Here is a 13,493-nt window from a genome sequence, read left to right as displayed (position 1 = left end):
GCTCGGTGGCCCCTTGCGACAGCTGCTCGGCCGTCGCGGCGGATTGCTGCGAGCCGGCCGCGACCTGGCTCGCCGGCCGCGATCTGCGCCGACGCGCCCTGGCCGAGTTCCTGCGTCGAGGCGGTCAGCGTCGCGATCCCACGGCTGAGCGTCTGGCTGGCGGTGACCTGCGCCGCCGCGCCTTGGCCGAGCTGTTCGGCGGATGCCGCCTGTTCGCAAGCGCCTTGGCTGAGCTGCTCGATCGCCACCGCCGATTGCTGGGAGCCGGCGGCGACCAGCGTCGCCGACTTGATGACCTCGGCGGTGATGCCGCGCAGCTTCGCCGTCATCGTGTTCATGGCGCGCAGGAGATCGCCGATCTCGTCCTCCTGCTTCACCTCGACGGCGTCGGTCAGATCGCCCTGGCTGATCCGTTCGGCGACCTTCACCGATTTGGCGAGGCCGCGTCCGATGGACAAGGACATCCAGATCGCGCTGCCGAGGCCGAGCAGCAGGGCACCGAGCACGACGCCGAACAGCGTCAGGCGGGTCGTGTGATAGGCCTCCTCCGAAAGCCGTACCGACTGTCGGGCCGCCTCTTCCGCCTCGTCATTCATCTCGTCGATCTTGCCTTCGATGCGCATGGTCAGCGGCACCACCTTGCCGCCGAGGAGATCGAGCGCCCGGCTGAGATAGTTCTGCTCGCCCCGATCGACGAAGGTCTTCAAGGTCGCGTAGTAGTTGTCCCAGTCGATCCCCAGCCGGTCCAGCTGCTCGCGATGCGCCGCCATCGCCGGATTGCGCATGAGTTCGGCGAGCTTGTCATGCATGCCGCTCCTGTCGCCGGCGAAAGCGGCGGCGGCGCGGTGGATCGTATCGATATCGGTATGCGAGACGGCGGTGATCGCCTCGCCACGGCTGCGCAGGATATATTCCAGGACCTCGGTCATCAGACTGATGGCCTCGACCGAGTCGCTGCCGCCCTTGGACGTCGTCTGGTCCTTCAGCATGTCGAAGTCGGCGGTCATCTTCTCGAACACGCCGCGGCTCGCATCGAGCAGCGTGCCGCCGATGACAATGTCGATATTCTCGCCGAGATCGATCATCTGCGACGAGGCGGCCTTCAGCTCGGCCAGCATCGGGCGCAGATCCTGGAGCCGGCCGCGCGAGGCCTCGGGCATGGCGTTGGAAATCCGCGCCAGCGAATCGTCGATGCGCTGCCAGTCCTGATCGATGGCCTCGTGCAGCGGCTTCGTCTCGTGGGAACCGGCGAAGACGGCCCGGTTCACGATCCGGCGGGCATCGTTCAGGACGCCCTGGACGAAGCGTCCCTCCTCGACCTGGACGAAGGGTCCGGCGGAGAAATCCGCCATTCGCTCGTTGCTGCGGGAAAGGCTGTGGATCCCCGCGTAGCCGACCCCTGCGAGAATGGCGAGGAGAAGTCCAGAGGACGTCAATAGTTTCGTCTTGATCGTGAAACGCACGGCAGGCGCCTTTACCCGGGTGGGGGAGGGAACGCCATTTATTTAGCCAACGAAACACAACGGCGGGTTGCCGAACTTGGTTAAGTCCGAAATTCTATTCCCTGTCCGCGCGATCTCGAAAGGATCGCGCGGACAGGGCGCGATGGAGGAGCCGGTCGTGCCTCGCGAGCACGGCGAAGGCCGAGGACGCGGCATCCGGCGGAGACCGTTCAGGTGACGGGGCCGGGCGATGGCGGCACGGGGCCGGACACCCGCGCGCCGCGATCCGGAGTTCCCCGGATCAGCCGTCCATCTTCAGCGCGGCGATGAAGGCTTCCTGCGGGATCTCGACCTTGCCGAACTGGCGCATCCGCTTCTTGCCCTCCTTCTGCTTCTCCAGAAGCTTGCGCTTGCGCGTCGCGTCGCCGCCATAGCATTTGGCGGTCACGTCCTTGCGCAGGGCCGAGATAGTCTCGCGCGCGATCACCTTGCCGCCGATCGCCGCCTGGATCGGGATTTTGAAGAGATGCTGCGGGATGAGCTCCTTCAGCTTCTCGCACATGGCGCGGCCGCGCCGCTCGGCCTGATTGCGGTGGACCAGCATCGACAGGGCGTCCACCGGCTCGGCATTGACGAGGATCTGCATCTTCACGAGGTCGCCCTCGCGATAGTCGTCGAGATGGTAGTCGAAGGAGGCATAGCCCTTCGAGATCGACTTCAGCCGGTCGTAGAAGTCGAAGACCACCTCGTTCAGCGGCAGTTCGTAGGCGACCATCGCGCGCTTGCCGACATAGGAGAGGTCGGTCTGCACGCCGCGCCGCTCCTGGCAGAGCTGCAGGATATTGCCGAGATAGTCGTCGGGGGTGAGGATCGTCGCCTTGATCCACGGCTCCTCGATATGGTCGATGCGCACCACTTCCGGCATGTCGGCCGGATTGTGGAGGTCGAGCGCCGTCCCGTCGGTCAGATGGATCTTGTAGACGACGGAGGGCGCCGTCGCGATGAGGTCGAGATCGAACTCGCGCGACAGGCGCTCCTGGATGATCTCCAGATGCAGGAGGCCGAGGAAGCCGCAGCGGAAGCCGAAGCCGAGCGCGGCGGAGGATTCCATCTCGAAGGAGAAGGAAGCGTCGTTCAGGCGCAGCTTGCCCATGGCGGCGCGCAGATCGTCGAAATCGGCGGCATCCACCGGAAAGAGGCCGCAGAACACGACGGGCTGCGCCGGCTTGAAGCCCGGCAGCATCTCGGCCGTCGGCCGGCGGTCCTCGGTGATCGTGTCGCCGACGCGGGTATCGGCGACCTCCTTGATCGAGGCGGTGATGAAGCCGAGCTCGCCCGGGCCGAGCGCCTCGACATTCACCATCTTCGGCGTGAAGACGCCCACCCGGTCCACCGGATATTTGGCGTCCGTGCCCATCATGCGGATGGTCTGGCCCTTCTTCAGCTCGCCGTCGATGACGCGCACGAGCACGACGACGCCGAGATAGGCGTCGTACCAGCTGTCGACGAGCATGGCCTTCAGCGGCGCGGCGCGGTCGCCCGTCGCCGGCGGCGGCAGGCGGGTGACGATCGCCTCCAGCACCTCGTCGATGCCGATGCCGCTCTTGGCCGAGATCATCACGGCATTCGAGGCGTCGATGCCGATCACCTCCTCGATCTGCTCCTTCACCCGGTCGGGCTCGGCGGCGGGCAGGTCGATCTTGTTGAGGACGGGCACGATCTCGAGATCGTTGTCGATCGCGAGATAGACATTGGCGAGCGTCTGCGCCTCGACGCCCTGCGCGGCGTCCACCACGAGAAGCGCGCCCTCGCAGGCCGAGAGCGAGCGCGAGACCTCGTAGGCGAAGTCGACATGGCCGGGCGTGTCGATCAGGTTGATGACATAGTCCTCGCCGTTCCGCGCCTGGTAGCGCAGGCGCACGGTCTGGGCCTTGATGGTGATGCCGCGCTCGCGCTCGATATCCATGTTGTCGAGCACCTGCTCCTTCATGTCGCGCTCCTCCAGCCCGCCGGTCATCTGGATGAGCCGGTCGGCGAGGGTCGACTTGCCGTGGTCGATATGGGCCACGATCGAGAAGTTGCGGATGTTCGAGAGCGGGGTCGTCATGCCCCCGCTCTTATAGAAATTTAAGTCAAACGGAAGGGGTCGGCTGCGGCCGCGCGGCCTCGCGCCAGAGGGATTCGATCTGGCGGCGGGAAGCCTTCGGCTTCAGCGCGAAGAGCCGGCGCGAGGCACTGAGCGCCTGCGCCCGCAGTTCCGCCGAATGTTCGGCGATGAGCCCGACCGCCGTCTCGCGCTCCGCCTGCGGGCCGAAGGCCTCGGGCTCGGCCGCGATCTCGGCCAGAAGCACCGCATAGTCGTGGTCGCGACCGAGATCCTCGGCGACGCGCTCGGCCGTATCGTGCAGCGGCTTCAGCGCGTCCGGCCAGAGCTCCGAGAGGAGCCGCAGATGGTTCATGTAATATTTGGCGCGCTTGCGCAGCTCGTGGAAATCGTCGGGCTTGCCGGACCTCTCGGCGACCTTCAGGGCGCGGCGCGCCTCGGCGTAGTTGCGGGCATAGCCGCGCGCGACGATGCGGCGATCGGCCTTGCCGAAGGCCGCCGCCTCGACGCGCGCCTCGCTCTCCTCCAGTTCGGCGATGGTCGCCGCGATCGCCGCGTCGAGATCGCCCTCGGCCGCGACGGCCGCGTCGCGCCGCTGCTCCAGCACCTCGCGCACCGGCCGCAGCGGGCCGCCCTCGCCGCCCAGCGCCTCCGAAAGCCCTTCCGCCGCCTCGATCAGTGCCGTGCGGTCGCGCGTGCCGGACAATCTGCCCGCCAGATCGCGCAGCCGGGCATTCTCGCGCCGATAGAGACCCTCGTCGCCGTCGCGCACGAGGCGCAGGAGCGCCCGCAGCTTCTTGGCGCGCTTCCTCACGTCATGGATCGCCTCGTGCCGGTCCTCCTCCGGCTCGCGCAGTTCCGAAAGCGCCTTGCCGATCTGCTCGTCGGCGATGCGGCGGACCTCCTCGGCAAGCGGCTTCGTCGGGTCGATGGAAAAGCTCAAGTCCGAAACTCCTCGGGCAGGCCGTTCGTCGCCAGCCCCACATTGGAAAAAGCCGGATCGTCCGTGATCTCGCGGCCGAACCAGCGGGGAAGCTCGACGACGTCCTCCGCGCTTTCGAGTTCGATCTCGGCGACGACGAGGGGCGCCAGAGCGCCGGCAAAGACATCGACCTCGATCACGTGCCGGCCATGCGCGATGCAATGGCGACGCTTCTCGATGACGGTGCCGATATGGGCGCGCTCCAGTTCCCGCGCGTCGGCGAGCGGCAGCTCGTATTCGTATTCGCCGCGCTGGAGCCCGTTGCCGGTCTTCATGGTGAGAAAGGCACGCGCCTCGTCGATGATGCGGATGCGGACGGAGAAGCCGTCGCGCCGCGCCAGGTAGAACTGCCGGAACGTCTCGGTCGAGGCCGGCTCGTCCCGCCAGGAAGCGTCGCGAATCAGGAACTTGCGTTCGATCTCTTGCGCCATGACGGTTCGATGACAGAAGCGGCTGTCACAAAAAAGGGCAGGTGCCGAAGTTTTCGGCCCGTCCGTTCAGATTTCGAGCGGCGGCGAGCGGCCGCTTTTTTCCAGTTCCCATTCCGCCGTCCAGCGCTCGGCGCGGCGCTCCAGCACCAGATAGTTGCGCTCGGCCGTATAGACCGCCCGCTTGCCGGGCAGCGGCCGCATGCGGATCGGGCAGCCCTTGATCGGCGCCTCGCCGAAACGGGCGAGAAGGCCGAGCGCCTTCGCATAGAGCGCGGAGGGCTCGGGATGGGTGATGCCGGAGGCGACGAGCTGGTGCAGGTCGCCGCCGCCCTCGCGAAACGGCATGGTGCCGCGCGCCGCGAGATGGATCTCGCCGGACAGGACCGTCACCTGCGCCCCGTCATCGACCGCCAGACGCTCCAGGCATTCCAGGAAGTCGCGCCATTCGACGCGATGGGCATGGCTCTGCCACTGGTCGCGCAGATCGTCCTCGTAGTCCTGGGTGCCCGGCATGCGGTTCATCAGCCGCTCGACCAGGGACAGGCGCGGCCCCAGCACCGGAACGGTGGAGACGACGAGCACCCTCTCGCCCTCGCGCACGGAGGCGAGCGTGCGCTCGAAGGCGCGCCAGCCGGCCGGGCCCATCACCCGCGTCAGCCGCCGCTCGCTCCTGAGGTCCGGCAGGAGGACGCGCAGGCGCGGAAAGGCGGCGCCGAGCGTGAAGGAGAGGCCCTCGGGATCGGGCGCCAGCGGCGAGACGCCGTCCGGCGCGATGCCGAGCTGGAACAGCATGAACATCTCGCGCGCCACCGCGAAGAGCCCCTGGCCGACCGGACTCGTCTGCAATTCGGGCGGATGGCTGCCCCAGCCGTCCATGATGTCGTGATCGTCCCACATCATCAGGGAGGGCACGCGGGCGACGACCTCGGCCATGGCCGGCTCGGCGGCGAGCTTCACGTAGCGCTCGGCATACCAGCGCCGCGCCGCCTCGCGCATCTCGGGCGTGAAGGCGATGTCCGGCTTCTCGGCGAGCGAGGCCTTCGCCCAGCGGGCGAGCGCGGGATGGCAGAACATCGCCTCGTCGGCATAGAGCTGGTCGCCGCCCTGGATCAGCAGGGAGAAGGGCCGGGTGCGATGCTCCAGCGCCAGACGGCGCCACATATGGTTGCGCTCGTCGAGCGGCCGTTCGCCGTCGCCCGCCTCCTGCCCGTTGCAGGAGGCGAAGGCGACGCGGATATCGCCCGTCATGTCGGCGGCGACGGCGAAGGCGCGGTCCCCGAGCGCGTAGGACGCGCCGGCCTCGGCCGGCAGGGCGAAGTCGTAGCCCCAGGCGGTCCAGCCGAAGAACTGGTGGAGGCGCGCCGGCTTCGCCTCGCCGCGCGGACCGCGCAGCACCGGCGGCGCGTCGCCCTCGCCGAGAACGAGCAGCGCGGTCAGGCGGCATTCGTCGCTGCGCGCGCCCCTGGCGAAGAGGATCGGGCCAACGCATCGCGGCCGTTCGGCCTCCAGCGGGCGGTCGGTGGAAAACCGTTCGGTCGGGCTCGGCGAATTCATTCGGCTCGGGACGAGAAGTCGGGAGGCACCGATATAGCGCCGGCCGGAGCGCGGTCGATGCGCGTCCGGCAACGGATCGCGGCCTTTTCCGTCGCTCCGGTCAGGCCGGATCGTCGCGGGCGCCGGACGGGCGGCGGATGGCGCTCGGCGGGCGGCGATAGGTTTCCAGAAACACCGTGTTGAAGCGTCGCAGGCTGCCGAAGCCGGCCTTCAGCGCGATCTCGGTCATCGGCAGGTCCGTCTCGCTCAACAGGCGCTTCGCCCGCTGCACCCGCGCCGTCTTCGCCACGTCCGACGGGCTGGCGCCGAGATGCCGGGCGAAAAGACGCGACAGGTGCCGCGCGCCGATGCCGAGGCGTGCCGCCAGAGGCTCGATCCGCGCGCCCTCGCCGTCCAGCGCCCCCTCCTCCCGGATCAGCCGCACGGCCTTCTCGACGGTCGCGAGGCTGCCCTTCCAGGCGGGGCAGAAGGGCGCCGCTTCCGGGCGGCAGCGCAGGCAGGGCCGATAGCCGGCGCGCTCCGCCGCGGCGGCGCTCGGCAGGAACTCGACATTGCGGCGCAGCGGCAGGCGCACCGGGCAGACGCAGCGGCAATAGATGCCGGTCGTGCGGACGCCGACGAAGAACCGCCCGTCGAAGGCGGGGTCCTTCGCCTGCCAGGCCGCTTCGCAATGATCGTGATTGAGGGGCGCCATGCGCCGATCCTAACGCGGTTTCGATCGCGCCGTGAGGATGGAGTCCGAATCCGGCGAGCGCGACCCGGGCGCGGCGGCAGAATGACCCGTCATCCTGCCAGGCGAATCATCCGATGCCGAAACCACCCGCCATGGGCCCGCTCGAATGGGCGCTGCTCCTCCTGCTTTCCGTCCTCTGGGGCGGCGCCTTCTTCTTCTCGAAGCTCGCGCTGCACGAATTGCCGCCCTTCACCGTGGTGCTGGCGCGCGTCGCGATCGCCGCCCTGGCGCTCGCCCTCTATCTCGTCGCCACGGGGCGGGCGCTGCCGGCGGGAAGAGCGGCCTGGTCCGCCTTTCTCGGCATGGGCCTTCTCAACAACCTCGTGCCTTTCAGCCTGATCTTCTGGGGCCAGACGCAGATCGCGAGCGGCCTCGCCTCGATCCTCAACGCGACGACGCCGATCTTCTCCATCGTGATCGCCCATGCCCTGACCGAGGACGAGACATTGACGGCCCATCGGCTCGCCGGCATCGGGCTCGGCATCGCGGGCGTCGCCCTCCTGATGGCGGGCCGCGTCGCCGCCGCCGACGGCCCGCCCCTCCTACCCATGCTCGCCTGTCTCGGCGCCGCCTGTTCCTACGGCTTCGCCAGCGTCTATGGCCGGCGGTTCCGGCGCATGGGGCTGATGCCGGTCTCCGTCGCCTTCGGGCAGACCGCCGCGACGACGCTGATGATCCTGCCCGTCGTTCTCGCCGTCGACGCGCCCTGGCGCCTCGCCGTGCCGAGCGCGACGGTGATGCTGGCGCTCGGCGGTCTCGCCCTCCTGTCGACGGCGCTCGCCTATATCCTGTTCTTCCGCATCCTGGCGGTCGGCGGCGCGATCAACGCCTCGCTCGTCACGCTGCTCATCCCGGTCAGCGCCATCCTGCTCGGCGGGCTGGTCCTCGGCGAAAGGCTGGGCGCCAACCATTTCGCCGGAATGGGGCTGATCGCCCTCGGCCTTCTCGCCATCGACGGCCGGGCGCTGCGCGTCCTCGGCCGGAAAGCAGCGTGAACCCGGTCCGGCCGTCGCGGCGGGGCCGAGCCGCCCCGCCTCACTCCGCCGCGACGGGCCGCACCCATTGGCTCTGCGAGACGATCTTCGAGCGGTCGCAGCGCTCGGCATAGCGCCGGGCGATGGCGACGACCTCGGTCATCAGCCCGTCCGAGAGCCGCGTCGGCTGGAGGCCGAGCTTCAGCAGCATGTCGTTGGCGACGACGAGATCGTTTTCCGGCGCTTCCTTGCGCGGGTTCAGCTGGTGCTCGACCGGCACGCCGGTCATGCCGGAGATCATCGCCGCCAGATCCCGCACCCGGTGCGTCTCGGTCATCTGGTTGATGATCCGCACCCGGTCGCCGCGCTTCGGCGGCGTCTGCGCCGCCTTGTGGATGCATCGCACCGTGTCGCGGATATGGATGAAGGCGCGGGTCTGGCCGCCCGAGCCGTGGACGGTCAGCGGATGGCCGATCGCCGCCTGCATCAGGAAGCGGTTCAGCACCGTGCCGTAGTCGCCGTCATAGTCGAAACGATTGATCAGCCGCTCGTCGAGATCCGTTTCCGGCGTCGCCGTGCCCCAGACGATGCCCTGGTGGAGATCGGTGATCTTCAGCCCGTCATTCTTGGCGTAGTAGTAGAAGAGCAGCTGATCCAGCGTCTTCGTCATGTGGTAGATCGAGCCGGGATCGGCCGGATAGAGGATCTCGACATCGGCCGAAACGCCGCCGGAGCGCAGCGTCGCGTCGATATAGCCCTCCGGGATCGTCATGCCCTTGGTCTTGCCGTAGCCGTAGACGCCCATCGTGCCGAGATGGACGAGATGCGCGTCGGGCGCCGCCTCGACCATGGCGCAGAGCACGGCATTGGTGGCGTTGACGTTGTTGTCGACCGTGTAGCGCTTGTGGCGCGGCGACTTCATCGAATAGGGCGCGGCGCGCTGCTCGGCGAAATGCACGATCGCCTCCGGCCGCACTTCGCGGAACAGCTCCTCCAGCGCGTCGTAATCCTTCGCGACGTCGAGCTCCACGAAGTCGATCGGCGAATTGCGGGTCTCGCGCCAGGCCGTCAGCCGCTCCTCGATCGGGCGGATCGGCGTCAGGCTGGAGGCGCCGAGCTCCGTATCGGTACGCCGGCGAACGAGATTGTCGACGATCGTCACATGATGGCCGTTCGCCGAGAGATGAAGCGAGGTGGGCCAGCCGCAGAAACCGTCGCCGCCGAGGACAATGATTCTCATGACAGGGGAACTATCGTCTCCAAGCGGCGCGAACTCGCGACATTTCCTTCAACTAACATCGAGATGTAGAACGCGAAACCTCGACTCGAAGGGCTGGCGGCGTTTTTGACGATGCGCATCCTCATTGCAACGGACGCCTGGAAGCCGCAGATCAACGGCGTGGTGCGCGTCTTCGACATCACGGCGGACCATCTCCGCGCCATGGGCCACGAGGTGGCGGTGATCGGGCCGGACAGCTTTGCGCTGACGCTGCCGGCGCCGAGCTACCCGGAAGTGCGCCTCGCCCTGCCCTTCGGCGGCCGGCTCGGGCGCCTGATCGAGGATTTTTCGCCGGACGCGATCCATGTGCCGGTCGAAGGCCCGATCGGCCTTGCCGCCCGGCGCTGGTGCCTGAAGCGCGGCCTGCCCTTCACCACCTCGTTCCACACCCGCTTCGGCGACTATTTCGAGACGCGCCTCGGCATCGACGCCCGGCATTTCTACCGCATGCAGCGCTGGTTCCACGATGCGGGCGCCGGCTTCATGGTGCAGACCGACAGCCTGGAGCGCCAGCTCGGCGCCTATGGCTTCCGCCGCATCCGGCGCTGGGGCCGCGCCGTCGACACGGAGCGCTTCCGCCCTTGGCGCGAGGCGCCCGGCTTCGACCCGGACTTCCTCGGCCTGCCGCGCCCGATCTTCGCCTATGTCGGCCGCGTGGCGAGAGAGAAGAATCTCGAAGCCTTCTTCCGGCTGGACCTGCCGGGCACCAAGCTCGTCGTCGGCGACGGTCCCTCGCTCGCCGAGTATCGCGCGGCCTGGCCGAAGGTGCATTTCACCGGCTACCGGCATGGCGACGACCTCGCCCGGCATTTCGCGGCGGCGGATGTCTTCGTCCTGCCCTCGCGCTTCGAGACCTTCGGCCTCGTGGTGCTGGAGGCGCTCGCCTGCGGCACGCCGGTCGCCGCCCTGCCGGTGCCCGGCCCGCTCGACATCGTCGGTGCCGCCCCGGAGGTCGCCTCCCTGTCGGAGGATCTCGCCCAGGCGGCCGAGGACGCCCTCGCCCTCGACCGCACCGCCTGCCGGCGCTTCGCCGAACGCTTCTCCTGGGCCGAATGCACGCGGCAATTTTCGGCCAATCTCGTGCGAATCGCTTGAGAAAGAACCGGAAACCGGTGGAACGCGCATCGTAAAACTTGAGTTTTCTTGTCACCTATGAACAAGACATGACCGCCAGGCCGGGCCGACACGCCCTCGACCGGCCGAACGGACGCGATTTTCCAAGGAGACAGCCATGCCGATTCCCTGCCGTCGGATTTCCGCGGAAGGATGCTCCGGCAAAGCCGTCAAACGCAGCGCCGTCCTGGCTCTCGCCCTTCTGACGCTGGGCGCCGGGCCGGCTCCGGCGCAGGACGGCGCGCCCGCGTCGCCGCCGCCCGCCGCGACATCCTCGCAATCCGCGCCCGCCCCGGAGGCCTCGCCCCCGGCGACGATCACGCCCGCCGCTCCGCCGCAAGCCGGTGACGCCGCTCCGGCGCCGGGCGGCGAGACGGCGCCGCCGCCGGCGCCCGTCGGCGCGGCGACCCTGCCGCACGATCTGTCGCCCTGGGGCATGTTCATGGCCGCCGACATCGTCGTGAAGACGGTGATGTCGGCCCTGGCGCTGGCTTCGCTCGCGACCTGGGTGATCTGGCTCGCCAAGACGCTCGAACTCGTCGGCGCCAAGACGCGGGCGCGACGGGCGCTCGGTCGCCTGGAACGGGCCGAGAGCCTCGGCCGGCTGATGGCCGAATCGGAGAACCGCTTCCGGCGCGGCCCGGTCGCCGCCCTGGTGCGGAGCGCCGTCGCCGAGCGCGACCGCTCGGCCGAACTCGCGCCGGACGGCGTCAAGGAGCGCACCGCCATCGCGCTCGGCCGGATCGAGGCGCGCGCCGGACGCTCCATGGCGCGCGGCACCGGCATTCTCGCGACGATCGGCTCGATCTCGCCCTTCGTCGGCCTGTTCGGCACGGTCTGGGGCATCATGAACTCGTTCATCGGCATCAGCCAGTCGAACACCACCAATCTCGCCGTGGTGGCGCCCGGCATCGCCGAAGCCCTGCTCGCCACCGCCATCGGCCTCGTCGCGGCGATCCCGGCGGTGGTGATCTACAACATCTTCTCGCGCGCCATCGCCGGCTATCGCGCCGTGCTCGCCGACGCCTCGGCCGAGGTGATGCGCCATCTCTCACGCGATCTCGACCGCGAGCGCCGCGCGCCCGCGCCGAGGGCGCGGCCGCGCCTCGAGGCGGCGGAGTAGCGCCGCCATGGGCTTCAGCGTCAAGGACAGCCATTCGGACGACGAGGGCGAACTCGCCGACATCAACGTCACGCCGTTCATCGACGTGGTGCTGGTGCTGCTCATCATCTTCATGGTGGCGGCGCCGCTTTCCACCGTCGACGTGCCGGTGGACCTGCCGGCCTCCAACGCGCAGCCGAAGCAGCGGCCGGACGAGCCGATCTTCCTCACCGTGAAGGACGATCTCGGCCTCGTCATCGGCAACGAGCCGGTGGAGCGCGCGGCGCTCGGCCCGGCGCTCGACGGGCGCACCGGGGGCAAGCGCGACGAGCGCATCTTCCTGCGCGCCGACAAGGGCGTCTCCTATGGCGACCTCATGGAGGTGATGAACGCCATGCGCGGCGCCGGCTATCTGAAGATCGCGCTGGTCGGGCTGGAGGCCGCGCCGACATCCGCCGCACCCGCCCCCGCCGCGCCATGACGCTCTTTCTCGACGATCCGCGCCGGATCGCGGGCGAAAGCCTGTCCGCCGGGGCGGCGCGCTGGGGCTTTTCCGGGGTCGCGGTCGCCCTCGCCTTTTCCGGCGCACTGTTCTTCGCCGCGCAGCTGCCGGCGCCGCAGGGCGCTCAGGGCGATCTGAACGACGCGGTGATCATCGATCTGGAGCCGATGGAAGCGCTGGAAGAAGCCCCGCCGCCCGCCCCGGCGCCGGAACCGCCGGTCGAACAGCCTGTCGCCGAGACGCCCCCGCCGCCGCCCGAACCCGTCGTGGAACAGCCGCCACCGCCGGAGCCGCCTCCGCCGGAGCCGCAGGTCGAAGCGCCGCCGGAGCCGGCTCCCCCGCCGCCTGAGCCGATCGTGGAGCCGGTGCCGCCGGAACCCGTCGCCGAGCAACCGCCGCCGCCCGAGCCGGCGCCACCCGAGCCGGAGCCGATCCCGCAGCCGGAGCCCGTTCCCGCGCCCGAACCCCTGCCCGACCTTCCGCAGAACGAGGCGGCGGAAGCGGTGCTGAACGCGCCGCCGCCCGCGCCCCGCCCCGCTCCGCCGCGCCCGAAGGTGGAGAAGGCGGAAGCAAAGCCGCGTCCGGTGAAGAAGAAGCCCGAGCCGGCGAAGCCCCGTCCGGCGCGTCAGGCCTCGACCGCCCCGCAATCCTCGGCGCCCGCCGCCCGCAACACGGCGTCGGCGCCACAGGTCAGCCAGGCGACCTGGGCGCGTCAGGTCATCTCGCGCATCCGCGCCCAGGCACCGCGCAGCGCCGGGGCCGCCGGCCTGACGGCAAGGGTCAGCTTCTCCATCGATCGCGGCGGCCGCATCATCTCCGCCGGCATCGCCAGTTCGTCGGGAGACGGCGCATTCGACCGGGAGGCCGTGGCGCTGGTGCGGCGGGCGAGCCCCGTGCCCGCCCCGCCCGACGGCGTCGGCAGCCGGACGACGGCCCTGACCGTCCCGATCCGGGCGCGTTAATTAGAGCCGATCGTCTGGATCACCTCGAAGCCTTCGAATTCGGGATGGCCGAGATAGAGCGGGCGGGTGCCGCCCGCCTTCGCATGCGAGGCGCGGAAGGCGTCCGAGCGCGTCCAGTCCTCGAAGGCCTCGCGGCTCGCCCAGACCGTGTGCGAGGAATAGAGCCGGTGATCCTCGCGCTCCGGCCCCTTCAGCATGTGGAATTCCACGAAGCCCGGCAGGCCCTTCAGGTTCGAGGTGCGGTTGCGCCAGAGCTCCTCGAATTCCTCGGCCGCGTCCTTGATGACCTTGAAGCGGTTCATCGCGATGAACATC

At 69.3% G+C, this 13,493-nt stretch carries 13 protein-coding genes; 5 read left to right on the top strand and 8 right to left on the bottom strand.

The genetic code is table 11. The annotated features are described in order from the left end of the window. The 6 genes from IEY14_RS20495 to IEY14_RS20470 all read right to left on the bottom strand — a co-directional run. The coding region (locus IEY14_RS20495) for a HAMP domain-containing protein (RefSeq protein ID WP_188911788.1) at window positions 1–1,463 on the bottom strand (1,463 nt) is incomplete at its 3' end. Between the two features lie 280 nt (window positions 1,464–1,743). Further along, window positions 1,744–3,549, bottom strand: coding sequence for a translation elongation factor 4 (gene lepA, locus IEY14_RS20490; protein ID WP_188911786.1), 1,806 nt, complete (start codon window positions 3,547–3,549; stop codon window positions 1,744–1,746). 25 nt (window positions 3,550–3,574) lie between these two features. Further along, on the bottom strand, window positions 3,575–4,489 hold the full coding sequence (locus IEY14_RS20485) for a CHAD domain-containing protein (RefSeq protein ID WP_188911784.1): 915 nt from the start codon (window positions 4,487–4,489) through the stop codon (window positions 3,575–3,577). Continuing rightward, a complete protein-coding gene (locus IEY14_RS20480) occupies window positions 4,486–4,959 on the bottom strand; it encodes a CYTH domain-containing protein (RefSeq protein WP_188911782.1) in 474 nt (157 codons plus the stop codon). The genes IEY14_RS20485 and IEY14_RS20480 overlap by 4 nt, the downstream gene beginning before the upstream one ends. 66 nt (window positions 4,960–5,025) lie before the next feature. Continuing rightward, the gene (locus IEY14_RS20475; protein WP_244639609.1) at window positions 5,026–6,513 is read right to left on the bottom strand and encodes an alkaline phosphatase D family protein; all 1,488 of its coding nucleotides are present in this window, start codon (window positions 6,511–6,513) and stop codon (window positions 5,026–5,028) included. A 100-nt stretch (window positions 6,514–6,613) separates the two neighbouring features. After that, window positions 6,614–7,207 carry a bifunctional transcriptional activator/DNA repair enzyme AdaA gene (locus tag IEY14_RS20470; RefSeq protein WP_188911781.1) on the bottom strand — a complete coding sequence of 198 codons (594 nt, stop codon included), beginning with the start codon at window positions 7,205–7,207 and terminating at the stop codon, window positions 6,614–6,616. A 113-nt stretch (window positions 7,208–7,320) separates the two neighbouring features. Between IEY14_RS20470 and IEY14_RS20465 the strand changes: the two genes are divergently transcribed. Then, entirely contained in the window at window positions 7,321–8,241 is a 921-nt protein-coding gene (locus IEY14_RS20465; RefSeq protein ID WP_244639608.1) for a DMT family transporter, read from the top strand. Between the two features lie 40 nt (window positions 8,242–8,281). On the opposite strand, the gene IEY14_RS20460 is transcribed toward IEY14_RS20465, so the two are convergent. Then, window positions 8,282–9,460 carry an NAD-dependent epimerase/dehydratase family protein gene (locus IEY14_RS20460; RefSeq protein ID WP_188911779.1) on the bottom strand — a complete coding sequence of 393 codons (1,179 nt, stop codon included), beginning with the start codon at window positions 9,458–9,460 and terminating at the stop codon, window positions 8,282–8,284. 111 nt (window positions 9,461–9,571) lie between these two features. Here IEY14_RS20460 and IEY14_RS20455 point away from each other — a divergent pair, with 111 nt between their 5' ends. The 4 genes from IEY14_RS20455 to tolA all read left to right on the top strand — a co-directional run bounded on the left by IEY14_RS20455 (window position 9,572) and on the right by tolA (window position 13,178). Then, window positions 9,572–10,594: a glycosyltransferase family 4 protein gene (locus IEY14_RS20455; protein ID WP_188911777.1), complete on the top strand. Its 1,023-nt coding sequence runs from the start codon at window positions 9,572–9,574 to the stop codon at window positions 10,592–10,594. Between the two features lie 136 nt (window positions 10,595–10,730). Beyond that, on the top strand, window positions 10,731–11,735 hold the full coding sequence (exbB, locus tag IEY14_RS20450; RefSeq protein ID WP_188911776.1) for a tonB-system energizer ExbB: 1,005 nt from the start codon (window positions 10,731–10,733) through the stop codon (window positions 11,733–11,735). A gap of 7 nt (window positions 11,736–11,742) precedes the next feature. Beyond that, window positions 11,743–12,195: a TonB system transport protein ExbD gene (gene exbD / locus IEY14_RS20445; RefSeq protein ID WP_188911774.1), complete on the top strand. Its 453-nt coding sequence runs from the start codon at window positions 11,743–11,745 to the stop codon at window positions 12,193–12,195. Further along, complete coding sequence (tolA, locus tag IEY14_RS20440; RefSeq protein ID WP_188911772.1) at window positions 12,192–13,178, top strand: cell envelope integrity protein TolA; 987 nt, start codon at window positions 12,192–12,194, stop codon at window positions 13,176–13,178. Before exbD ends, tolA begins: the two co-directional genes overlap by 4 nt. Here the strand turns inward: tolA and hmuQ are convergent. Beyond that, a complete protein-coding gene (hmuQ, locus tag IEY14_RS20435; RefSeq protein WP_188911770.1) occupies window positions 13,175–13,492 on the bottom strand; it encodes a heme-degrading protein HmuQ in 318 nt (105 codons plus the stop codon). The two genes, tolA and hmuQ, sit on opposite strands and share 4 nt — an antisense overlap. Window position 13,493 lies beyond the last annotated feature (1 nt).

This window comes from Aureimonas endophytica (assembly GCF_014642635.1).
Taxonomy (GTDB): domain Bacteria; phylum Pseudomonadota; class Alphaproteobacteria; order Rhizobiales; family Rhizobiaceae; genus Plantimonas; species Plantimonas endophytica.
This window is presented reverse-complemented; position numbering and strand designations above follow the sequence as displayed.

Coding starts and splice junctions, on each gene's coding strand:
- lepA (WP_188911786.1), bottom strand. CDS start 3,549: ATGACGACCCCGCTCTCGAACATCCGCAACTTCTCGATCGTGGCCCAT.
- IEY14_RS20480 (WP_188911782.1), bottom strand. CDS start 4,959: ATGGCGCAAGAGATCGAACGCAAGTTCCTGATTCGCGACGCTTCCTGG.
- IEY14_RS20475 (WP_244639609.1), bottom strand. CDS start 6,513: ATGAATTCGCCGAGCCCGACCGAACGGTTTTCCACCGACCGCCCGCTG.
- IEY14_RS20470 (WP_188911781.1), bottom strand. CDS start 7,207: ATGGCGCCCCTCAATCACGATCATTGCGAAGCGGCCTGGCAGGCGAAG.
- IEY14_RS20465 (WP_244639608.1), top strand. CDS start 7,321: ATGCCGAAACCACCCGCCATGGGCCCGCTCGAATGGGCGCTGCTCCTC.
- IEY14_RS20460 (WP_188911779.1), bottom strand. CDS start 9,460: ATGAGAATCATTGTCCTCGGCGGCGACGGTTTCTGCGGCTGGCCCACC.
- IEY14_RS20455 (WP_188911777.1), top strand. CDS start 9,572: ATGCGCATCCTCATTGCAACGGACGCCTGGAAGCCGCAGATCAACGGC.
- exbB (WP_188911776.1), top strand. CDS start 10,731: ATGCCGATTCCCTGCCGTCGGATTTCCGCGGAAGGATGCTCCGGCAAA.
- exbD (WP_188911774.1), top strand. CDS start 11,743: ATGGGCTTCAGCGTCAAGGACAGCCATTCGGACGACGAGGGCGAACTC.
- tolA (WP_188911772.1), top strand. CDS start 12,192: ATGACGCTCTTTCTCGACGATCCGCGCCGGATCGCGGGCGAAAGCCTG.
- hmuQ (WP_188911770.1), bottom strand. CDS start 13,492: ATGTTCATCGCGATGAACCGCTTCAAGGTCATCAAGGACGCGGCCGAG.